Annotated in this window: 16 protein-coding genes; 8 read left to right on the top strand and 8 right to left on the bottom strand. The window is 74.6% G+C overall.

Annotation, left to right across the window (positions count from 1 at the left end; genetic code table 11):
- The first annotated feature begins 203 nt into the window (after positions 1-203).
- The 3 genes from ACFV0O_RS12645 to ACFV0O_RS12635 all read left to right on the top strand — a co-directional run bounded on the left by ACFV0O_RS12645 (position 204) and on the right by ACFV0O_RS12635 (position 5,071).
- Positions 204-2,030: an AMP-dependent synthetase/ligase gene (locus tag ACFV0O_RS12645; RefSeq protein WP_380340139.1), complete on the top strand. Its 1,827-nt coding sequence runs from the start codon at positions 204-206 to the stop codon at positions 2,028-2,030.
- Between the two features lie 298 nt (positions 2,031-2,328).
- On the top strand, positions 2,329-3,510 hold the full coding sequence (locus ACFV0O_RS12640) for a polysaccharide deacetylase family protein (RefSeq protein WP_380340289.1): 1,182 nt from the start codon (positions 2,329-2,331) through the stop codon (positions 3,508-3,510).
- A gap of 325 nt (positions 3,511-3,835) precedes the next feature.
- Complete coding sequence (locus tag ACFV0O_RS12635; RefSeq protein ID WP_380340136.1) at positions 3,836-5,071, top strand: nitroreductase/quinone reductase family protein; 1,236 nt, start codon at positions 3,836-3,838, stop codon at positions 5,069-5,071.
- Here ACFV0O_RS12635 and ACFV0O_RS12630 read toward each other — a convergent pair.
- The 4 genes from ACFV0O_RS12630 to ACFV0O_RS12615 all read right to left on the bottom strand — a co-directional run bounded on the left by ACFV0O_RS12630 (position 4,968) and on the right by ACFV0O_RS12615 (position 8,547).
- On the bottom strand, positions 4,968-5,765 hold the full coding sequence (locus ACFV0O_RS12630) for an SGNH/GDSL hydrolase family protein (protein ID WP_360250333.1): 798 nt from the start codon (positions 5,763-5,765) through the stop codon (positions 4,968-4,970). The two genes, ACFV0O_RS12635 and ACFV0O_RS12630, sit on opposite strands and share 104 nt — an antisense overlap.
- A 553-nt stretch (positions 5,766-6,318) precedes the next feature.
- Positions 6,319-6,960 (bottom strand): hypothetical protein, encoded by a 642-nt coding sequence (locus ACFV0O_RS12625; RefSeq protein WP_360250336.1) that lies wholly within the window; start codon positions 6,958-6,960, stop codon positions 6,319-6,321.
- Positions 6,957-7,178 (bottom strand): hypothetical protein, encoded by a 222-nt coding sequence (locus ACFV0O_RS12620; protein WP_380340132.1) that lies wholly within the window; start codon positions 7,176-7,178, stop codon positions 6,957-6,959. The genes ACFV0O_RS12625 and ACFV0O_RS12620 overlap by 4 nt, the downstream gene beginning before the upstream one ends.
- Positions 7,179-7,383: 205 nt before the next feature.
- On the bottom strand, positions 7,384-8,547 hold the full coding sequence (locus ACFV0O_RS12615; RefSeq protein WP_380340129.1) for a hypothetical protein: 1,164 nt from the start codon (positions 8,545-8,547) through the stop codon (positions 7,384-7,386).
- 271 nt (positions 8,548-8,818) lie between these two features.
- On the opposite strand from ACFV0O_RS12615, the gene ACFV0O_RS12610 reads away from it, so the two are divergent.
- Entirely contained in the window at positions 8,819-9,988 is a 1,170-nt protein-coding gene (locus ACFV0O_RS12610) for an exonuclease SbcCD subunit D (protein ID WP_380340126.1), read from the top strand.
- Complete coding sequence (locus ACFV0O_RS12605; protein ID WP_380340123.1) at positions 9,985-13,026, top strand: AAA family ATPase; 3,042 nt, start codon at positions 9,985-9,987, stop codon at positions 13,024-13,026. The genes ACFV0O_RS12610 and ACFV0O_RS12605 overlap by 4 nt, the downstream gene beginning before the upstream one ends.
- Before the next feature lie 55 nt (positions 13,027-13,081).
- Here ACFV0O_RS12605 and ACFV0O_RS12600 read toward each other — a convergent pair whose 3' ends face one another.
- Both ACFV0O_RS12600 and ACFV0O_RS12595 read right to left on the bottom strand, forming a co-directional pair.
- Positions 13,082-13,300, bottom strand: coding sequence for a hypothetical protein (locus ACFV0O_RS12600; protein WP_380340121.1), 219 nt, complete (start codon positions 13,298-13,300; stop codon positions 13,082-13,084).
- A 9-nt stretch (positions 13,301-13,309) separates the two neighbouring features.
- Positions 13,310-14,395, bottom strand: a complete 1,086-nt coding sequence (locus ACFV0O_RS12595; protein ID WP_380340286.1) for a TetR/AcrR family transcriptional regulator C-terminal domain-containing protein — start codon at positions 14,393-14,395, stop codon at positions 13,310-13,312.
- Positions 14,396-14,711: 316 nt separating this feature from the next.
- Here ACFV0O_RS12595 and ACFV0O_RS12590 point away from each other — a divergent pair, with 316 nt between their 5' ends.
- Positions 14,712-15,827, top strand: a complete 1,116-nt coding sequence (locus tag ACFV0O_RS12590; protein WP_380340118.1) for an FAD-dependent monooxygenase — start codon at positions 14,712-14,714, stop codon at positions 15,825-15,827.
- A 276-nt stretch (positions 15,828-16,103) separates the two neighbouring features.
- Positions 16,104-16,655, top strand: coding sequence for a DUF1990 family protein (locus tag ACFV0O_RS12585; RefSeq protein ID WP_380340115.1), 552 nt, complete (start codon positions 16,104-16,106; stop codon positions 16,653-16,655).
- A gap of 80 nt (positions 16,656-16,735) precedes the next feature.
- On the opposite strand, the gene ACFV0O_RS12580 is transcribed toward ACFV0O_RS12585, so the two are convergent.
- Both ACFV0O_RS12580 and ACFV0O_RS12575 read right to left on the bottom strand, forming a co-directional pair.
- Positions 16,736-17,182, bottom strand: a complete 447-nt coding sequence (locus ACFV0O_RS12580) for a YjbQ family protein (RefSeq protein WP_360250360.1) — start codon at positions 17,180-17,182, stop codon at positions 16,736-16,738.
- 229 nt (positions 17,183-17,411) lie between these two features.
- On the bottom strand, positions 17,412-17,678 hold the full coding sequence (locus tag ACFV0O_RS12575; protein WP_360250363.1) for a hypothetical protein: 267 nt from the start codon (positions 17,676-17,678) through the stop codon (positions 17,412-17,414).
- A 986-nt stretch (positions 17,679-18,664) separates the two neighbouring features.
- Here ACFV0O_RS12575 and ACFV0O_RS12570 point away from each other — a divergent pair.
- Positions 18,665-20,869, top strand: a complete 2,205-nt coding sequence (locus ACFV0O_RS12570) for a CDP-glycerol glycerophosphotransferase family protein (protein ID WP_380340111.1) — start codon at positions 18,665-18,667, stop codon at positions 20,867-20,869.
- The last annotated feature ends 54 nt before the right edge of the window (positions 20,870-20,923 follow it).

The raw sequence follows: 20,923 nt of genomic DNA, 5'->3' as shown, positions 1-20,923 counted from the left end.
CCCGCCTCCCCCGCGCCTCCCCGATCGCGACACCCTCCGACCGGACCCGTGCCGATCTCGTCGCGTCACCGTCACAACCCTGGGAAGTGACCGGGCGATCCGATAGTTTCGCTCCACCCGCACAACCGGGCGCCGCCGCCCCGGCGGCCGGACGGCGGGCCGGGCCGGCGGAAGCGCCGGGGAGACGCGAACTGGGGAGGAACGTGCGCGAGTTCACCACCCCCGCGCCGGCCGTTCCGGAGGCCACCGGAGGACTCGCCGACTCCCTCTACGACACCGCCGAGCGCGCCCCCGACCTGGTCCAGCTGTCCTGGCGGACCGCCGACGGCCGGTGGCAGGACGTCACCGCCCGGGAGTTCCGGGACCAGGTGCTCGCCCTCGCGAAGGGCCTGCTCACCCACGGCGTCCGCTACGGCGACCGGGTCGCCCTGATGTCCCGGACCCGCTACGAGTGGACGCTCTTCGACTACGCGCTCTGGTCCATCGGCGCGATCACCGTCCCGGTCTACCCCACGGCCGCCGCCGAGCAGGTGCGCTGGATCCTCGCCGAGACCCAGGCGGTGGCCTGCCTGGTCGAGGACGAGGACGCCGCGATGACCGTCGGCGCGGTCTGCGACGCGCTGCCCGACCTCACCGGCATCTGGCAGCTGGACCGCGACTGCGTCGCCGCGATCACCGAGGACGGTCGGGGCGTACCCGACTCCCTGGTGCACCGCCAGCGCCTCGGCGTCGCCGCCGAGAACATCGCCACCGTCGTCTACACCTCGGGCACCACCGGCCGCCCCAAGGGCTGCCTCCTCACCCACGCCAACCTGGCCTCCGAGGCCGACTCACTGCTCGCCGGCTGGGGCGACGTCCTGCGCGACACCGGCGGCAGCCAGCCCGGCACCCTGCTGTTCCTGCCGCTCGCCCACGTCTACGGGCGGGCGGTGCAGATCGCGGCGATCCGCGCCGGCTTCCGGATCGGCCACGTCCCCGAGGTCTCCACCGACGCGCTGCTGCCCGCCCTGGAGACCTTCCGGCCGACCTTCCTGCACGCCGTCCCGTACGTCTTCGAGAAGATCTTCCAGCAGGCCCGGCGCGCCGCCGAGGACTCCGGACGCGGCGAACTCTTCGAGCAGGCCCGGCAGGTGGCGGTCGACTGGGCCGCCGCCCGGGAACAGAAGGCCTTCGGGCGCGGCCCCGGACCGGGCGCCGCGCTCCGGCTGCGCCACCTCGCGTACGAGCGGACCGTCTACCCGAAGCTGCGCGCGGTGCTCGGCGGCCGGGTCCGCAGCGTGATGTGCGGGGGCTCCTCGCTCCGGCGCGAACTGGGCCAGTTCTTCACCGGCGCCGGGCTGCAGCTGTTCGAGGGGTACGGGCTCACCGAGACCTCCGCGGCGATCACGGCCAACCCGACCGGGCGGCAGAAGCTCGGCACGGTCGGGCAGCCGGTGCCGGGCGCGTCGGTGGCGATCGCCGACGACGGCGAGGTGTGGGTGTGCGGCGGCTCGGTCTTCGGCGGCTACCTCAACCACCCGCGGTGCACCGCCGAGTCGCTGGTCGACGGCTGGTTCGCGACGGGCGACCTGGGCCGGCTGGACGAGGACGGCTACCTCACCATCACCGGCCGCAAGAAGGACCTGATCGTCACCAGCAGCGGCAAGAACCTCGCGCCGTCGGGCCTGGAGGACCGGGTCGCGGCGCACCCGCTGGTCTCCCAGTGCCTGGTGGTGGGCGACGACCGCCCGTACGTGGCCGCACTGATCACGCTCGACCAACCGGCGCTGTCGCACTGGCTGAAGACCCGCGGACGGGAGCAGCTGGACGCCTGGGCGGTGCTCGCGGACGAGGACCTGCACACCGAGATCCAGCGCGCCGTGGCGGCGGCGAACACGGCGGTCTCCCGGGCCGAGTCGATCCGCGCGTTCCGGCTGCTGCCGCGGGAGTTCAGCCAGGAGCAGGGACTGCTGACGCCCTCGCTCAAGCTGCGCCGAACGGCCATCGCGGAGTACTACGCGGAGGACATCGAGGAGCTGTACCTCACCTGATCGGCATGCACCGCAGGCGTTCTGACGGATCGTCCCGTTCGGTGCGGCGCGGGCTCGACCGCCGTCCGGTTCACCTGCCGTTCCCTTGACGGGCCGATTGGTCCAGTCCATTGTTTCTCTTCGGTCCGCGTGCGGCGCACCGCCACCCCCTCTGCTCACACGCCTCCTTCACCCCCGCCCTCCGCCCTCCCGTCCCTCCGGGACCGCCCGGGCCACCACGGTTCCGACCCTGTCACCCGATTCCGCTCACGCCCTCCCCACGGGCGTCACCCCCACACGCTGGAGTCCTCACGTGTCGATGTCCACGCGCCTGTCCGCACTGGCCGCCTCCGTCGCACTGCTCACCGCCTTCGCCGTCCCGGCGGCCTCCGCCCGCACGGCACCGTCAGCCGCGAGCACGTCCGCCGTGAGCACGTCCGCCGCCGCGCCCGCCCCGGCGGCCACGACCCCTGCCGCGACCGTCAACCTGGCGACCAACCCCGGGTTCGAGGTGCCCGCGCCGAGCCTCGCCGACTGGGGCAGCATCCCCGGTTGGACCTGCACCGGCGGTCCGGCCGAGGCCGCCCTCACCACCACCGCCCCGCACTCCGGCACCTCCGCCCTGACCGTCACCCCCGCGACCGCCGACTCCACCGGCGAGTGCACCCAGACCGTCGCCGTCCAGCCCGGCACCACCTACACCGCCTCCGCCTGGGTCCGCGGCGCCTTCGTCCACCTGGGCGCCACCGGCACCGGCAACGACCTCCCGCCCGCCTGGACGGAAAGCACCGGCGGCGGCTGGCAACGGCTGACCACCCGCTTCACCACCGGCCCCACCGCGCGCACCATCCGGCTGTACGTGCACGGCTGGTACCAGCAGGGCCCGTTCTCGGTCGACGACGTCCGGGTCGACGGCCCCGCGCCCGCCCCGGCAGTGGCGACGGGCTCGATCCCCACCACCGACAAGGTCGTCTTCTTCACCGTGGACGACGGCTGGCAGCGCACCCCGGAGGCGGAACAGTTCATCGCCGACCACCACCTGCCCGTCACCGCCTTCCCGCTGCCGATGCCGGCGGGCACCGACCCGGCCTTCTTCCGGCGGGTCACCGCCGTGCCCGGCTCCTCCGTCCAGGACCACACGGTCTCCCACTCCGACCTCAGCAAGCTCCCCCTGGACCAGCAGCAGGTCGAGATCTGCGACGCCCGCGACGCCATGACCCGCCTCTTCGGCACCACACCGGCGGTCGTCCGCCCGCCGTACTTCGCCTCGAACGCCGACACCCTGCAGGCCGCCGCCAACTGCGGCATCCGCACCGTGCTCACCGCCGACGCCGACTTCAGCTGGGGCGCCGCCGACATCTGGCACCCGGGCCCGCTGCAGCCGGGCGACGTCATCATCATGCACTGGACCGACACCCTGGCCACCGACCTGCAGCGCGCCCTGGCCGCCGCCGACGCCGCCGGCCTCAGGCCCGCCGGCCTGGTCGACTACCTGCGTTGAGGCCCTCGCACGCCCGTCCGCGACCGCCCCTGCCGGGCGGTCGCCCGGCCGTCCCCGGCGGGCCCTCACTCGACCGTCCCGCTCGGGCAGTCACTCGGCATCGTCCTGAGCGATCCCGCTCGTTGACGGTCCGCCCGCCGCATCGCTCTCATGAGGCGGTGCAGCGCGGCGCCGGCCACAGAGAAGTGGGCCGGCCGGTGGCCGAGCGAACACCCTTCCGAAGGGACGATGCGCGATGAGCACCCTCTCGCCGCCCTGATCTGACGCCGGGCGGTCACCCGCGGTGTCCGCGAGCACGACGCGCCGACCCCGAACGTCACCGCGTGTGGCCGCGCCTCCCCCTGCCTACGGAGACCCACCACACACCCATGCCCCGTCCTTCGACCTGAACGTCATCGAGGAGTTCCGCACCAACAGCGGACGGGTCGGCGGCCCGTTCGAGGGCGGCGACCTGCTGCTGACCACCACCGGCGCCCGGTCCGGGCGGCCGCACACCGTGCCGCTCGGCTACGTCCGGGCGAATGGGCTGCTCCTGCTCGTCGCCTCGACCGCCGGGGCGCCGGCGCACCCGCAGTGGTACCGCAACCTGCCGACCCACCCGGTGGTCCGGGGCGAACTCGGCACCGACACCTTCGACGCGATCGCCGTACCCGCCGAGGGCGAGCGCCGACAACGGCCGTTCGCCGCCGTCGCCCGGAAGGCCCCGGGGTACGGCGACTACCAGGCGCACACCGAACGCGAGTTGCCGGTCGTCGTCCTGGAGGGAAAACATCCCGGGGCACCTCCGGCAACGCCCCACGGCGGAGCACCGGCGGTGCGCACCCTCGCCGACAAGCTGCCGGAGGCGCACACCTGGCTGCGCGCGCAGCTGCGCCACATCCGGGAGCAGGCGCACGCCCACCTCCCCGGCCGACCGGCCGGGCTCGGACCGCAGCTTCGGCACCACTGCCTGGCGTTCTGCGACGGGCCGACCCACCACCACACCGGCGAGGACACCGCCACCTTCCCGGCCCTCGCACGCAACCACCCCGACCTGGGCGACGTGCTCGCCCGGCTCGACGAACAGCATCGGGCCATCGGACGGATCAAGGAGGAGCTGGTGGCCCTGCTCGCCGGCATCGAGGTCACCGAACCCGAGCGGCTCCACGCGGAGCCGAACCGGATGATGTCGGCCGAACTGGAGGCGCACCTCGATCTGGAGGAGGCGGAGTTGTTGCCGGTCCTCGCCGGCATCCCCTTCCCGCCGACCGGGCGGAGCCAGGTCCTGTCCGGCCGATCTTGGCGTCGCGGGCCCAGCAGGATCGGCCGGACAGGGCGTAGGCCGGCCTGGGCGGCCGGGGACGACCGGGCCCGCCCGACCGGTTGCCGGAAACGGCGTTGCCGCCGTCCCCTCCCCGTGCCTCTGGAGGGGGCGGCGGCACCCGCGGCAGGACGGCGTCGGAGACCGACGCGACCCGTCAGGACTGCGAGAAGACCGGGAGGTAGCCGCCCGCCTGGCCGGAGGCCTTCGGGTGGTAGCTCTCGTCGATCGGCAGGGTGGTGCTGTTCAGCCAGGTGGTGAGGCTGCCGCAGATCTCGTGGCCGGTGAAGATGCTGCGGACGTCGCCGAAGGTGAAGCCGGCGTTGGCGGCGCGCTTGGCGAGGACGCCGTCCAGGGTGTCGGCGGCACCGTTGATGGCGGCGCGCTTGGTGTCGCCGATGCCGAAGACGCAGTCACCGCCGACCTTGTAGATGTGCGGGTAGCCCATGACCACGACGTGGGCGTTCGGCGACTTGGACTTGATGGCGGAGTACACCTGGTCCAGCTGGGCGGGCAGGGTGTTGAGCGCGTAGTTCTTGGCCGTGTTGACGGCGTTGAGGCACGCGCTGTCGGAGCCCAGGACACAGGTCTGCATGGTGTCGGCGAAACCGGCGTCGTTGCCGCCGACCGAGATGCTGACCAGCGTGGTGCCGGAGTCCAGGGCGGAGATCTGGCTGTTCAGGATGTCGCCGGTGCGGGCGCCCGAACAGGCGACGAACTTGAAGGAGGACGGCGAGTGCGCGTTCTTCCACAGGTACGCGTACGCGTTGGTGCTGCGCTTGCAGCTGCCGCTGTCGCTCAGGTAGCTGCCGGCGCCGACACCGGCGGAGTACGAGTCGCCGAGGGCCACGTAGTTGACGCCGGCCGCATTGGCGGACGAGGCGGCGAAGAGCGTCGTCATGGTGAGGCCTGCCGCAATCGCGGCGATGGACAGGGCACGGGCGGGGCGGAGCATGACACCTCCAGGGTGGGGGGGAGTGGGGGGTCGTGGCGTGGGTCACAGAAGTGATACCAGGCGGTAGGGGAACCCGGAAGCGCTCATGCCAAGGCAATTGACGGATCGTCTGATAGCAGAGAGGTGAACTGCCGCCGACGGTAAGTGAGTTCACACTGGTCAATGGGGGTGCGCTTTGACGCGCGTAGTACTGCGCGCGTAGACCGGCAACTTGCGTCCGTTAAGGCAGGGGTAAACCTGGAGTCGTTGTCCGACCATCGTTGAGTCAGTTTCGACAGCGGTCGGCCGTCGAGGCGAGGGCGCGGCGACGGGCACGAGGAGACCGCGGCGGGCGCGAAAGGGCCGCCGCGAGCGCGCACAGGTGCGACCGGACACGGCCGGGCGCCGGCGCGAGCCTCCCCCGGCGCCGAACGCGCGAAATGCCCCGAACCAGCGGAAGGCACGGAACGCACGGAACACTGAACGCGCGGAGCACGCGGAGGACACGAACCGTCAGGACATCGGCATCACCGAGGACTCGGGAACGGCCGGTCGCCTCCCGGACCCGGTCCGGTCAGCCCCGCGCGCCCGAGTGACCGCCGCCCGGGTACACGGTGCCCGGCGAGACCGTGCAGCCCTCGACAGGCAGTTCCTCGATCGCCTCGTTCGCGGCGGCGGGCACGCCGAGCCAGCGGACGGCGGTGGCGACCGCCGCCCGGGCCTGGCGCAGCCCTGGCGCGCCCCAGCCCAGCAGCTCGACGGCGAGCCCCGGCGCGACCAGCAGCCGCCGGTAGTGCCGGCCCGAGGCCGGGTCGGCCGCGCTCGGCCCGACCGCCCGCAGCACCGCCGCCATCCGGACGCGCGCGCACTCGTGCCCGCCGTTCGCCGAACCGACCCGGTCGTAGAGGTAGCCGAGGTAGTACGGCCGGCCGATCGCCGCCTGCGCCTCCTCGGCGGCCTCCCTGGCCAGGGCCGCCGCAGGGTCGCCGGCGTCCTCCGGCTCCAGCGAGCCGCCGGGCAGCGAGCAGATCCCGTCCCTGGGGTTCACCAGGGTCAGCACCCGCCCGTCGGGGGCGAACAGCCACCCCCAGGACTGCTTGACCGGCAGCCCGTCCGGCACCTGCTCGCCCGGCCGCCACGGCCAGCCCGCCGTCGGACGCCGCCGTACCTTCCCGAGCAGGTCGGCGATCTCCGCGCTGTACTCGATCGGACTCATGCTCTCGCCTCGCGGCGCTCGGCGGGGCCCTCGACCGGGCCGGTGGAACCGCCGGTCGGCAGGGAGGAGGCGCCGGTCGACCGGGAGGAACCGCCGGTCGCCCACGTGAAGGCGCCGGTCGGTCCGGCGGGGGCATCGGCGGAGAAGCCCGCGCAGGCCTCGACCGTGGCGTCCGCCTGCGCGCACCCCCCGGCACCGGGCTCGCTCCGCTCGCTCATGCGTCCCCCTCTCGCTGTCGGGCTCGCCGGACCGGCGGTGCGCGGAGGGGACCTGCGGGGCGCGGTACGGAGCTGAGCGGCCGGAGCGGCGGCGTGGGGTACCGCGCGCTCCTGCTGTTGATCTTCTCCGAATCTTCCCCGAACAGGCGGTCGATGAACAGTCCCCAGCGCCGCATGGTGGATGCGGAGGCGGTGGACGCCGCGATCATCCCAGCGGCCCACCCCCTTCCCGGGGCCCCGGGAAGGGGGGCAGCGGAAACCCGGGCCGCGGGTCGACGCCCGGCGGGAACGGCAGCCCGCGCGCGGCATCGTCGGCGAGTTCGTCGAACACCTCGTGCGCGGTCATCGGCCGCAACCGCCCGTCGACCAACGCCCACCCGCGCACCGGCGGCCGGACCGGCGCGTCACCGTCCGGACCGCCCTCCGGCCCACCGAGCTGCGCGCCGGCCCGGCCGCCCGACGACGGATCGCCGTGCAGCAGCAGCGCCCCTGCCCCGCCGGAGGCCACGCCCGCCGCCAGCGTGACGCAGAACGCCTCGGTGTCCCGCCCCGCGGGGTACAGCTGCCCCTCCTCCACGTACACGTCCACCGCCGAGGTGAGCTCCTCGCCGTCCTCGGGACCGTGGCAGCGCAACGTCAGCAGGTGGCAGCCCTCCCCGGCCCCCTCGGCCAGGGCCAGGTAGACCGACGTCACGTACCGCATCACCGCCGCCATCCGGCGCTGCCCGGCCGGGTCGTCCCCGACCGCGTCCAGCAGGGCCGCGCAGGCCACGGACATCCGCACCCGCGCCCGGTGGTCGTCCATCAGCACGGGCAGCAGCTCGACCAGCCGCTCCCCCGCGTAGACGAACGGCTCCCCGGCCAACTCGGGATCACCGGCGTAGGCGACCCGGGCCGCGGGCATCCGCGGGTCGAGGCCGAGCGCCTCGCAGTAGTCCTCGAAGTCGTTCGCCTCCAGGACCCGCAGGTGCACCTCCAGGCCCTGCCGGTGCAGGGCCGTCAGCTGCTCCTCCGCCCGCCGCAGGTACTCCTGGTGGCCGAGCCCGCCGAACAGCCCGTACCGCGCGAGCCCGGCGAAGTCCCCGGCCGCGACGGCCAGCGCCACCGCGACCGGCTGCGGCGGCGCGCCCCGGGCCGGCCCGCCGCGCCGTGCCCGCGCACCACCCCCTCCCGTGTGCCCGCCGGGCGGCCGCCCGCCCCCGGGCGGCGCGGCCCCGCCGGGCCCGCCGCCCGGCGCCCCGCCGACCCCGCTCCCCCGCTTGCCGCCGGCCAGCACCAACACCCGTCGGCGCCCCCGCGACGTCCGCGCGCCCGCAGCGCACACCACCTCGCGCACCACCCCGCACACCAGCTCCCGCACCGCAGCCATGGCTCCTCCTGCTTCTCGCTCGTCCGACACCCGACGGCGCCGACCGCCCCGGACGACGGGCCGCCGACGTCGAGGAACATACACAGAGCCACTGACAATGCACCCCTGGTAATCGAACGCCGGGTCGGGAACGCCCCCCGGGCGGCCGGTCGGACGGGTCCCCGGCACGACGGCGGACCGGTCGGCGGACCGCCGACCCCGGTACGGGTGAGACGCATGCCTCCGCGGATCCGGGCGGGATTGTCAGTGCCGCGCGTTAGGGTCGGGGACCATGCGACTGCTGCATACCTCCGACTGGCACCTCGGGCGTTCGTTCCACCGGGAGAGCCTGCACGACGCCCAACGGGCCTTCCTGGACCACCTGGTGGACGTGGTCCGGGCCGAGCGCGTGGACGCCGTGCTCGTCGCCGGGGACGTGTACGACCGGGCCCTGCCGGGGCTGGAGGCGGTCGCGATGTTCGACGACGTCCTGCACCGGCTGGCGGACCTCGGCGTGCCGACGGTGTTCATCAGCGGCAACCACGACTCGGCCCGCCGCCTCGGGGTCGGGGCGGGCCTGATCGGCCGCGCGGGGATCCACCTGCGGACGGATCCCGGCGAGTGCGCCAGCCCGGTGGTGCTGGCGGACGAGCACGGGCCGGTCGCGGTGTACGGCCTGCCGTACCTGGAGCCGACGCTGGTGCGCGAGCGGTTCGGGCTGTCGAAGGGCGGGCACGCCGCGGTGCTCGGGGCCGCCATGGCGGAGGTCCGGGCCGACCTGGCGGCGCGCCCGGCCGGCACCCGCGCGGTGGTGCTGGCGCACGCCTTCGTCACCGGCGGAGCACCGAGCGACAGCGAGCGGGACATCGCGGTCGGCGGCGTCGCCGCCGTGCCCGCCTCGGTCTTCGACGGGGTGCACTACGTCGCGCTCGGCCACCTGCACGGCTGCCAGACGCTCGCCCCGCACCTGCGCTACAGCGGCTCCCCGCTCGCCTACTCCTTCTCCGAAGTGCGCCAGCGCAAGAGCATGTGGCTGGTCGACCTCGCGGCCGACGGATCGGTGACCGCCGAGCGCGTCCCCTGCCCCGAGCCGCGCCCCCTGGCCACCCTGCGCGACACCCTCCAGGCCCTGCTCACCGACGAGGCGTACACCGAGCACGAGCAGTCCTGGGTGCAGGCCACGCTCACCGACGCCGCCCGGCCGGGCGAGCCGATGGAGAAGCTGCGCCGCCGCTTCCCGCACACCCTGCAGCTGCTCTTCGACCCCGAGGAGTCGGACACCGAGCCCTCCTCGTCGTACGCCGCGCGGGTGAGCGGCCGGGACGACCTGGAGATCGCCGAGGGCTTCCTGCGGCACGTCCGCCCCGGCGCCGAGCCGGAGCCAGACGAGCTCGGCTGGCTGCGCGAGGGCTTCGAGCGCGTCCGGGAGACCACCGACCGGAAGGCGGACCTGCCCCGATGAGGCTGCACCGGCTCACCGTCACCGCCTTCGGCCCGTTCGCGGGCTCCGAGACGGTCGACTTCGACGCGCTCGCCTCCGGCGGGCTGTTCCTGCTGCGCGGCCCGACGGGTGCCGGCAAGAGCAGCGTGCTGGACGCGGTCTGCTTCGCCCTGTACGGGGAGACGCCGGGCGCCCGCCGGGCCGTGCGGCTGCGCAGCGACCACGCCGACCCGGCACGGCTGACCGAGGTCCGGCTGGAGCTGACCCTCGGCGGACGGCGGCTGCAGATCACCCGCCTGCCGGAGCAGCGCCGGCCGAAGAAGGTGGGCAGCGGGACGACGGTCGAGCGGGCGCAGACCCTGCTGCGCGAATGGGTCGCCGACTCCGGCGACGGCTCGCCGGGCTGGCGGGGGCTCAGCAAGTCGCACCAGGAGGTCGGGGAGGAGGTCCTCCGGCTGATCGGCATGAACCGGGAGCAGTTCTGCCAGGTGGTGCTGCTGCCGCAGGGCGACTTCGCCCACTTCCTCAAGGCCGACTCGGAGGAGCGCGGCAAGCTGCTGCGGCGACTGTTCGACACCGAGCGGTACCGGCTCGTCGAGGACTGGCTGGCCGAGCAGCGGCGCACCCAGGAGGCAGCGGTCCAGGCGGGTCGGCGCCGACTGCGCGATCTCGCCAGCAAGGCCGAGCAGGCGGCCGGCCCGGACGCCGAGCCCGCCGAGGGCTGGGTCCCGGCCGAGGACGCCTCCGCCGGGCTGACCGCCGGGGTGCTCGGCTGGGCCGCGGTCCTGCGCAGCGGCGCGGCCGAGCAGCTCGCCGTGGCGGAGTCGGCGCTCGCGGGCGCCGGGGACGCGCACGGTGCGTCCCAGCGGCGCCGCGAGGAGGCCGAGGAGCTGGCCGGGCGGCAGCGCCGGTACCGCGCGGCGCTGGCCGAGGCCGAGCGGCTCGCCGGTTTCGAGCCCGCCGCGGCGCGGGACCGGCAGCGGCTGGCCGCCGCACAGGGGGCCGTCGGGGTGGAGTCCGCACTGCGGCTGCGGGACGGCGCGACCGAGGCGCTCCGGCGCGCGCGGACGGCGGAGCAGCGACACCGCGAGGCGTTGGCCGCCGCGCCCGGCGAGGAGGGCCGGCGGCTCCACGGGGCCGGCGCGGCCGAGCTGGCCGAGGCCGAGCTGCGGCTGCGGGCCGAGGTGGTCCGGCTGGAGGCGGCCCGCACGGAGGAGCGGCGCTGCGCCGAACTCGCCCGGGAGCAGCGCTCCCTGACGGTGGACCGGAGTTCCGCCGAGGCGCTGGCCGAGGAGGCCGAGGACTGGCTGGCCGAGTTCGAGGGCGAGCTGCACCGCCTGGAGGAGGAACACTCCCGGGCCCGGGCCGCGACCGCCAGGGTCGAGCAACTGGACGGGCAGCGTGCCGAGTTGACCACCCGCCTGGACGCGGCGCGGGAGCGCGACGGCCTGCGCGCCGAGATCGCGGCGGCCGAACCGCGGGTCGTCGGGCTGCGTGCCGCCGCGCTGGACGCCCGCGAGCACGGTCTGGACCTGCGGGACCGGCGACTGGCGGGCATGGCCGCCGAACTGGCCGAACAGCTGCTGACCGGCGAGGCCTGCCGGGTCTGCGGCTCGCCCGAGCACCCGGCCCCCGCCGAAGCGGCGCCCGGCAGCCGGGTCGGCGCCGAGGACGAGGAGCGGGCCCGTCGCGCCCAGGCCGTCGCCGACCAGGCCTGGACGGAGGCCGACCAGGCGCTCACCGCCCTGCGGGTGCGCGAGGCCGCGGCCGCCGGCGCGGCCGGGCCGGACGGCGCCGAGGCGCTCGCTCGGGCCCTCACCGAGCTGGAGCACGAGCACCGCGGGGCCAGGCACACGGCGGAGGCGCTCGGCCGGGTGGAGCAGGAGATCGCCCGGCTGTCGCGGGACCGCACCCGCCGGGGCGACGAACTGCACGAGGCCAGGGAGCGCGCCGCCGTCCTCACCGACCGGCTGCTGAAGCTCGGCACCGAACAGGAGGCACTGACCGCCCGGGTGGCGGCCGCCCGGGGGGAGGCGGCCTCGGTCGCCGACCGGGCTGCGGCCCTCACCCGGCTCGCCGAGCAGGTCGCCGCCGCGGCAACGGCCGCACGGGCCCACACCGAGGCGGCGGGCCGACTCGACGAAGCCGAGGGCGAACTGGGCAAGACCGCCGCCGCAGCGGGTTTCCCGGACGCCGCGGCCGCGCTGGCGGTGCTGCTGCCGCGCGAGGAACGCGACCGGCTGGAGGACCGGCTGGAGCGGCACCGCGCCGAGACCGCCGCCGTCCGGCACGAACTGGACCTCCCGGAGCTGGCCGAGGCCGCGACCCGTCCGCCGGTCGACCTGCCCGCCGCCGGGGCCGCGCTCCGCGCCGCGACCGACCGGCTCGGGCAGGCGCACGCCGCTCAGGCCGCGGCCCGCGAACGCTGCGGCGCACTGGCCGAGATCGGGCGGCAGCTGGCCGGGCTCGCCGCCGAGCTGGCCCCGGCGCTGGACCGGTACGGGCGGATCAACCGGCTCGCCACGCTGGCCGCCGGCACCTCCGCCGAGAACCGGCTGCGGATGCGCCTGGAGTCGTACGTGCTGGCGGCCCGGCTGGAGCAGGTCGCGGCGGCGGCCAGCGACCGGCTGGTCCGGATGTCCGGCGGGCGCTACACCCTGGTCCACAGTGACGACCGGGGCACCGGCACCAGGCGCTCGGGCCTGGCCCTGCGGGTGGTGGACGCCTGGACGGGCACCGAGCGGGACACCGCGACCCTGTCCGGCGGCGAGAGCTTCTTCGCCTCGCTCTCCCTCGCCCTGGGCCTGGCCGACGTGGTGACCGACGAGGCGGGCGGCATGCCGCTGGACACCCTGTTCATCGACGAGGGCTTCGGCACGCTCGACGAGCAGTCGCTGGAGGAGGTGATGGACGTCCTCGACGGCCTGCGCGAACGGGACCGCGCGGTCGGCATCGTCAGTCACGTCGCCGATCTGCGCAGCCGCATCCCGGCCCAACTGCTGGTCCGCAAGGGGCGGCGCGGCTCGACGCTGGCCCTGGCCGGGCGGGAGGACGCGTAACGCGCGTGGCTCGACCAGGGGCGACTCGACCAGGGGCGGCTCGACCGGGGCGGTGTCAGCCCGAGCAGGCGATCCGCTGTGCCTGCTGCCAGGCGCACACCGGGCAGAGCGTGCTGCCCGGCTGGTCGGCGGACAGCTCGGTCGGCTCGCCGCACAGCACGCAGTCGGCGCGGGGCCCGGACGCCGCCGGGTCGTGCCGCAGCGCCGCCTCGGCGCCGCCGTCGGGGGCGAGTTCGCAGACCACCGTGGGCTCGTTCGTCGCGTTGTCGCTCATGCTGCCTTCCTACTCCGACGCTCCGCCCCGCCGCAAGACGGCCCCGGTGGTGGCCCCGTCGGCGGCACCGTTCCTGTTCCCGGCCCCGGCCCCGGCCCCGCTCCCGCTCCCGCTCCCGCTCCCGGCCGACTCGATCATGGTGGCGACCCCGTCCAGCAGCGGCTTCAGCCCGAAGGCGAAGAGCGCGTCCAGGTCCAGGTCGTAGCCGTCACCGAGGCTGCCGGTCGTCCGCGCGAACACGGGGTGGCGCTCGCCGGTGACGATCGCCGTGAGGGCCGGGCCCTGACGGTCCATCCACTGGTCCTCGGTGAGACCGGTGCTCGCCTCGGCCTGCGCCTCCCGCTCCAGGTGGACGGCGATCCCCTGGACGTAGCTGTAGAGCAGGACGTGCAGGTCGAGCATCGTCGCGGCGTCGAGGCCGTGGCCGTCGAGTGCGGAGAGCGCCCACTCGGCGTGGTCCAACAGGGCGGGCAGCATCAGCGGGCGGGTGAGCACGCCGACCTGGGCGAGCCACGGATGGCGCCGGTAGATCCGCCACAGCGTGTGCGCACCGAGTTCCAGCCGCGCCCGCCAGTCCCCCGGTGGCCCGGCCGGGTACGACTCCTCCCCGAACGCGGCATCCGCCATCAGCAGCACCAGGTCGTCCTTGCTCGGGACGTACCGGTAGGGAGACATCGCGGCGACACCGAGCCGGGCCGCGACGCTGCGCATGGAGAGTGCGGCGAGCCCCTCGCGGTCGGCGATCTCCAGGGCGGCCCGGACGATCCGCTCCGCGGTGAGTTCGACGGACGGCCCGGGAGTGGACGGCCCGGGAGTGGACGGTTTGGCGGGCGTCGGAACGCGTGCACCCACCGCGGTGCCGGGCCGCGCAGCGGTGGCGGGAGCAGGGCCAGGGGAAGGGGCGGGGGCGGCTGCCACCACGGTGCCCACCCGGGGCCGGGTCTCGACCAGCCCCTCCAGCCGCAGCGTGGTGAGCACCTTGGTGGCCGTGGCCAACGCGACGTGCCACTCGCGGGCGATCCGCCGGGTCGAGGGCACCCGATCGCCCGGCGCGAGGGTGCCCTCGGCGATCCGCGCGGCGATCTCGTCGGCGATGCGCCGGTACGGCGGGGCGGACCCGGGGGTGGCGGATCCGGGGACGGTGACAGGTCCGGGAACGGCGGTCCCGGGGGTGGCATGCGTGCGGCCGGCTCCGACTCGCTCGTGTGACACGGATCTCCTTCTGCGACGCCCGGAACTGTACTAGCTCAGACGCTACCAGGAGAGCTCCCCCGAAACCCCCGGCTGTACTAGTTCAGAAGCAGAGAAACCGCACTTGGCGGGCCTGCATGTACGCCGTACATTCAGCGTCGCGTACAACGTACGGACCGGCGCGCGACACCGCGCGCGGACGGACAGCGAGGAGCGACCCATGAAGACCGTGCTCATCTCCGGCGGCGGCATCGCCGGCACCGCGCTCGCCGCACTGCTGAGCCGCCGGGGCTTCGCCCCCACGGTGGTCGAGCACGCCCCCGCACTGCGCGGCGGCGGACAGGCCGTCGACATCCGGGGCGCCGCACTGGAAGTGGCCGGGCGGCTGGGCGTGCTGGCACAGGCCCGCGCCCACCGGACCCGGATGGGGGGCATGTCCGTCCTGGACGGCGACGGCCGGGAGGTCCACCGCTCCACCGAGAGCACGTTCAGCAGCGGGCGGCTCGACAGCGACGACATCGAGCTGCTGCGCGACGACCTCGTCCGGATCCTGCACGAACGGGCGATCGCCGAAGGGAACACCCGGTTCCTGTTCGGCGACGGCGTCACGGCACTCGACCAGGACGAGGACGGCGTCCGGGTCCGCTTCGAGCACGCCGCACCCCACCGGTACGACCTGGTCGTGGGCGCCGACGGCCTGCACTCCGCCGTGCGCCGGCTGACCTTCGGACCCGAGGAGCACTTCGCCCACCACCTCGGCATGCACCTGGCGATCTTCAGCGCGGACAACTTCCTCGGCCTGGAGGACTGGCAGCTGTGGCTGCGCGACGGCGAGGCCGGCTACGGCGTCTACCCGGTGCGGGACAACACCGAGCTGCGGATCACCTTCGGCTTCGGCGGCGAGCCGCTGCCGCACGGCCAACGCGGTCCGGAATCGCAGAAGGCGGTCGTCGCCGAGCGGATGGCGGCACTGCGCTGGGAGACCCCGAGGCTGCTGAAGGCACTGGCCGAGGCACCCGACTTCTACTGCGACACGATGACCCGGATCCGGATGGACCGCTGGTCGCACGGCCGGGTCGTCCTGCTCGGGGACGCGGGCTACTGCGCCTCCCCGCTGTCGGGCCAGGGCACCAGCCTCGCCCTCGTCGGCGCCCACGTCCTCGCCGACGCCCTCGCCCGCTCCGACGGCGACCACCGGGCCGCCTTCGCCTCGTACGAGGAACGGCTGCGCCCGTTCGTCGAGCTCAACCAGGACCTGGCGACCGAGAATCCGGGCGGGCCGGCCGCCGAGGAGTCGGTGGAGCGGGCCAAGAGCGCGATCTCGCTCGACGGCTGACCGGCGCGGTCGAGCGGCGGGCGACGCGGGCGGCGGGCAAGCGGCCCCGACAGCCGGGCACGGGCACGGACCCGACGAACAGATGTCAGAAGACGTGCGCTGAACTCTGCCATCTGAACTCTGTTCGCTGAACATTGTTCGCCGAGCCCCGCCCGTCGACCTCCGGCGCCCCGTGGGCCCGCAGCCCCCGCAACCCCCGGCAGTCCCCCGCAACCCCCGGCAGCCCCTGGCAGCCCGCCGACCGGGCGGTCCCGGGCGGCGGCTACCGTGGCCGGCATGGCCACCGACCTCCACCGCCGCCTGCTTGCCGCCCGCGCCACCGCACCCTCGTACGCCGAGGTGGGGGCGACCAGGGGCGGGCGGCTGCCGGACGGCTACGCGCACCTGCGGCGCCGGATACACCTCGGGCGCGGGCCGGAGGTGCTGCAGCGGGCCGGGCGGTACGTGCGCGACTGGGGAAGCCAGACGGGCACCGGTTTCGCCGTCCACCCCGGCGGCCCGGCCCGGGACGGCGACACGGTGCTGTTGCGGCTGAGCCTGCCGGGCAGCCGGTGGCCACGGCTGGTGATCCCCTGCCGGGTCGTGTGGACGACGGACGAGCCGGACCGGGTCGGGTTCGCCTACGGGACGCTCCCCGGCCACCCGGAGTGCGGCGAGGAGGCGTTCCTGGTGTCGATGGACGCCGACGGCGAGGTGTGGTTCGAAGTCACCGCGTTCTCCCGGCTGTCCGCCTGGTACGCACGCCTGGGCCGCCCGGTCGCGCTGCTCTGCCAGCACCTGGCGATCGAGCGCTACCTGGCGGCGGTGGCCGCCCACGTCGGCCGGTAGCCGGTAGCCGGTATCCGCGTCCGGCACCCTGCAGCCGCCGGGACCGACCCGACGCCGACCCAGCCCGACGCCGACCCGAATCAGCCCAGGAAGGACAGCCGGACGGTACGGCGCGGATTGTCCCCGTTGGTGTCGACGAGCACCACGGACTGCCAGACGCCGAGCGCGAGTTGGCCGCCGAGCACCGGCAGCGTCGCGTGCGGGGCGACGAGGCCGGGCACCACGTGGTCCCGGCCGTGCCCGGGGCTGCCGTGCCGGTGGCGCCAGCGGTCGTCGGCCGGGAGCAGGTCCCGCAGGGTGGCGAGGAAGTCGTCGTCGCTGCCGGAGCCGGTCTCCAGGACGGCGATCCCGGCGGTCGCGTGCGGCACGAAGACGTTGAGCAGGCCGTCGCGCCCGGTGGCCCGCTCGTCCAGGAACGCCGCGCAGCGGTCGGTGATGTCGACCGCGACTTCGCGGCTGCCCGTGGTGATCTCGAAGGTGGTGGTCTGGAACCGGCCGGTCGGGGTGGAGTGGTTGTTGTCCGCCATGGCGCCATCCTGGCCCAGGTCAGGGGGTCGGGCCTACTGCCTCGCCGACTCGCCTTGCCAGGGAGGCAAACTCGCATAAGGTGAAAGGTTCAGACCACAGCGCGGGCTTCGGGCCGCCCCGGAGCGACGGGGCGTCCGGACACGCCAATGACCCGGCGGACCGGACGGTCCACCGGGTCTGTTCCCGACCAGGGCGGGACGACGACCGACGACGGCTGGGGACGAACCCCTAGCCGCGCCCGCCGAAGAGGCTCCGACGCAGCCGACGCAGCGGCGTCAGCAGCGAGATCCTGGTGTGGCGACGACGGGTCGTCGGGGCCCCGGCGCCGCGAGGCGTCAGCTCCCTTATCAGCCCGAGCGCCTCGGCGGTGTCCACCGCCGGGAGCGCGGGCGCGCCGAGCACGGCCAGGTGTCGTTCGATCCGGCGGCCGGTCGTGCCGACACCGCACTGGATCGCCGGCACACGGGGCCGAGTCCGCACTTGCATGTGTTCCATCAGTTTTCCCACCCCTACGAGGCGCCAGGGCCGTGAGGCGAAGACTATCCGTGACAGACGGCCTTCGCGCAACCGTCCTTGGTGTTGTGCCACCGTACCGTGCGGCGTCAACTGACGATGCACCAGGGGCCACCCGGCCGATCACGACTAGGCATCAATGATGGTGCACGACCGGCCATCCGTCAGCAGTGCCCGGAAGTGCGGACCGGGTAGCCGTCCGCGCCGTCCGCGCCCGGCGCACGTGGGGCGCTGCGGCGGCACCCGGCACGGCGTCGGCCGGAGCGCCCGCGCACACCCCCGGGACCTCCGCAGACGGACTCCCCATATAGGGGACAGCCGCCAGATCGACAAAGTGATGTTCGGGGCGCCTCCGACCCCACGTCGACGCCGGTTCCCGAGCCGACGCCGAGCCGGTCCCGAAGCGGCACCGTCGCCGGTTCCCGAGCCGACGCCGCAACCCGACGCCGCAGGCCGACCGTCGACCTCCACCCGCCCCGACCTGACCCGCGAGCCCCGGATCGCCACCACCCTCGTCACCCATCGCCACCTCCCGTCACCGGACGCCACCGACCCCCGTCGATTCGACCCCCCTCACCCCCCGGACGCCTGCTTTCATGAAGTGAACACATTCGAGGGATTGACTCCCGCCCCACCTCCAAGCAATATCTGATTGCACGCGCTGTGCCCGCACCGCACCCAGGCGCGTGTTCGATTGATGAAGAACTCCGGCTCCCGCGAGCCACTGCCCGGCCGCCTCGACGCTGCGGTGGCCAGGCTCGCGCGGTGCCCGGACCGGCGGTCGGCCGTCGAGGGTCGGCCGGACCGCCACCTGACTGCCGGTGCCGCCCCGCGAGGGGCCCGGCACCGGCGGTTCCGGGTCAGTCCGCCACGGATCCCGTCGGCGAAATCCCGACCGTCCCCGGCGAGACCGCTCGCACCGGACGTCCGCGCTGGTCGCGCCCGGTGGATCGGTAGACTCGGCCAGCGTGTCCCTCCTCCTCAGCATCGTGCTCCCGGTCCACGGCGTGGAGCGGTACCTGCCGCGCTGCCTCGACTCGATCCTCGGCGACACCCCCGCCCTGGAGTCCCGCTTCGAGGTCATCGCGGTCGACGACCTCTCCCCCGACGGCTCCGGCGCGATCCTGGACGCCTACGCGGTCCGCGACCCCCGGCTGCGAGTGATGCACCTCACCGAGAACCAGGGCCTCGGCGGCGCCCGCACCGCCGCCCTGCCGCAGGCCCGTGGCGAGTACGTCTGGTTCCTGGACAGCGACGACTGGCTGCCCGAGCGGACCGTCAGCGTGGTCCTCGACGAGCTGGCGCAGGAGCGCCGCCGCGAGACCCCCGCCGACGTGCTGATCACCGACTTCACCCACGTCTACCCGGACGGCGGGACGGAGTCCAACCCCTGGCGCCACGTGCTGACCGGCTCCCCGCTGGTCGAGGGCAGCACGCTGGCCGAGCACCCGGCACTGTTCCAGACCGTGATGTCGGTGTGGAACAAGGTGTTCCGGCGCGAGTTCCTGGACGGCCTCGGCGTCTCCTTCGGCCGCGGCTACTACGAGGACATCTCGGTCACCTACCCGGCGCTGCTGGCCGCCGAGCGGCTGCGCTACGTCGACCGGGCCTGCTACAACTACCGGCGCGGACGGGACGGTGCGATCACCGCCACCGCCTCCCCCAAGCACGCCGACGTCTTCGCGCAGTACGACGCGATCTTCGCCTTCCTGGACCGCCCGGACCGCCCCGGCAGACCCGTCCCGGAGTCGCTGCGCACGCTGGTCTTCGACCGGACCGTCCGCCAGGCGCTCAACGTCTACGACTCCCCCGGGCTGGTCCCCGCCGACCTGCGCCGGGACTTCTTCCAGCGGATCGCCCGGCACTTCGACCGGCACCGCCCGGCCGGCTACCGCTACCCCGGCGGGGTGCGCGGCGTGCAGTACCGGCTGGCCGCCCGCGGCGCCCGGATCGCGTACGCCGAGCTGCGCCGCACCGGCCGGCTTCCGCGCGAACTCAAGCGCGGGGCACGGGCGGTGGCGCCCGCGGTGAAGAAGGGGGTGCGCAGCGGCGCCCGGTTCACCGCGTACAACGCCTTCCGCCGGCTGCCGCTCGACGAGAACCTGGCGGTCTACGCCGCGTACTGGCACCGGGGCTACGCCTGCAGTCCGGCGGCGATCTACGAGAAGGCGAAGGAACTCACGCCGCGGATCCGGGGCGTGTGGGTGGTGGAGAACCGCCGGCAGGCCGGCACGCTGCCGCCCGGGGTGCCGTACGTGATCGTCAACACCCCCGCCTACCTGAAGGTGATGGCGACCGCCAAGTACTTCGTCAACAACGTCAACTTCCCGCGCACGATGGTCAAGCGGCCCGGCTCGGTGCACGTCCAGACCCAGCACGGCACCCCGCTCAAGACCATGGGCATGGACCTGCGCGACCGCCCCGAGGCGGCGGAGGGGATGGACTTCGACCTGCTCCAGGAGGCCGTCGACCGCTGGGACTTCCTGGTCTCCCCGAACCCGCACACCAGCGAGCACTTCGCCCGCGCCTTCCCCGGCCGGTACGAGATGCTCGACACCGGCTACCCGCGCAACGACCGGCTGGCCGACGCGTCCCCGGACGAGGTGCGCGCGGTGCGCGAGCGACTGGGGCTGCGGCCGGGCACCAGGGCCGTGCTGTACGCGCCGACCCACCGCGGCGGCAAGGGCGGCTACGTGCCCCTGCTGGACGTGGCCGAGCTGGCCGGGCGACTGGGCCCGGACTTCACGCTGCTGGTGCGCACGCACTACTTCCACACCGGCGGACCGGGCGATCTGGCGGCCGACGGGGACGCGGCACGGATCGTGGACGTCTCGGCGCACCCGACCGTCGAGGACCTCTACCTCGCAGCGGACGTGCTGGTGACGGACTACTCGTCGATGATGTTCGACTACGCGGTGCTGGACCGGCCGGTGGTGGTCTTCGCCCCGGACTGGGAGGAGTACCAGCGGGAGCGCGGCGTCTACTTCGACCTGTTCGCGGAGCCGCCGGGAGCGGTCACGGAGACCGCGGGGGAACTGGTGCGGGCACTGCTGGCGGGCGATCCGGCACCGGGGGCGCGGGCGCGGTTCCGGGCGAAGTTCTGCGTCTGGGACGACGGCGGCGCGGCGGACCGGGTGGTGCGCCGGGTGTTCCCGGTGACCGACGGGCGGTAGGGCCCCGCGGGACGCCACCGGGCGGGCCCGGGGCACGGGGGACGCGACGGGCGC

Source organism: Kitasatospora sp. NPDC059577, assembly GCF_042735475.1.
Lineage (GTDB): Bacteria > Actinomycetota > Actinomycetes > Streptomycetales > Streptomycetaceae > Kitasatospora.
The sequence above is the reverse complement of the archived record's forward strand: the minus strand, read 5'-3'. Positions and strand labels throughout refer to the sequence as shown.

Bases quoted from the DNA above. Each gene is read 5' to 3' on its own strand.
- ACFV0O_RS12630 (WP_360250333.1), bottom strand. From the start codon at position 5,765: ATGCTCCGCCCCGCCCGTGCCCTGTCCATCGCCGCGATTGCGGCAGGC.
- ACFV0O_RS12590 (WP_380340118.1), top strand. From the start codon at position 14,712: ATGAAGACCGTGCTCATCTCCGGCGGCGGCATCGCCGGCACCGCGCTC.
- ACFV0O_RS12620 (WP_380340132.1), bottom strand. From the start codon at position 7,178: ATGAGCGAGCGGAGCGAGCCCGGTGCCGGGGGGTGCGCGCAGGCGGAC.
- ACFV0O_RS12610 (WP_380340126.1), top strand. From the start codon at position 8,819: ATGCGACTGCTGCATACCTCCGACTGGCACCTCGGGCGTTCGTTCCAC.
- ACFV0O_RS12615 (WP_380340129.1), bottom strand. From the start codon at position 8,547: ATGGCTGCGGTGCGGGAGCTGGTGTGCGGGGTGGTGCGCGAGGTGGTG.
- ACFV0O_RS12600 (WP_380340121.1), bottom strand. From the start codon at position 13,300: ATGAGCGACAACGCGACGAACGAGCCCACGGTGGTCTGCGAACTCGCC.
- ACFV0O_RS12575 (WP_360250363.1), bottom strand. From the start codon at position 17,678: ATGGAACACATGCAAGTGCGGACTCGGCCCCGTGTGCCGGCGATCCAG.
- ACFV0O_RS12625 (WP_360250336.1), bottom strand. From the start codon at position 6,960: ATGAGTCCGATCGAGTACAGCGCGGAGATCGCCGACCTGCTCGGGAAG.
- ACFV0O_RS12640 (WP_380340289.1), top strand. From the start codon at position 2,329: ATGTCCACGCGCCTGTCCGCACTGGCCGCCTCCGTCGCACTGCTCACC.
- ACFV0O_RS12580 (WP_360250360.1), bottom strand. From the start codon at position 17,182: ATGGCGGACAACAACCACTCCACCCCGACCGGCCGGTTCCAGACCACC.
- ACFV0O_RS12605 (WP_380340123.1), top strand. From the start codon at position 9,985: ATGAGGCTGCACCGGCTCACCGTCACCGCCTTCGGCCCGTTCGCGGGC.
- ACFV0O_RS12585 (WP_380340115.1), top strand. From the start codon at position 16,104: ATGGCCACCGACCTCCACCGCCGCCTGCTTGCCGCCCGCGCCACCGCA.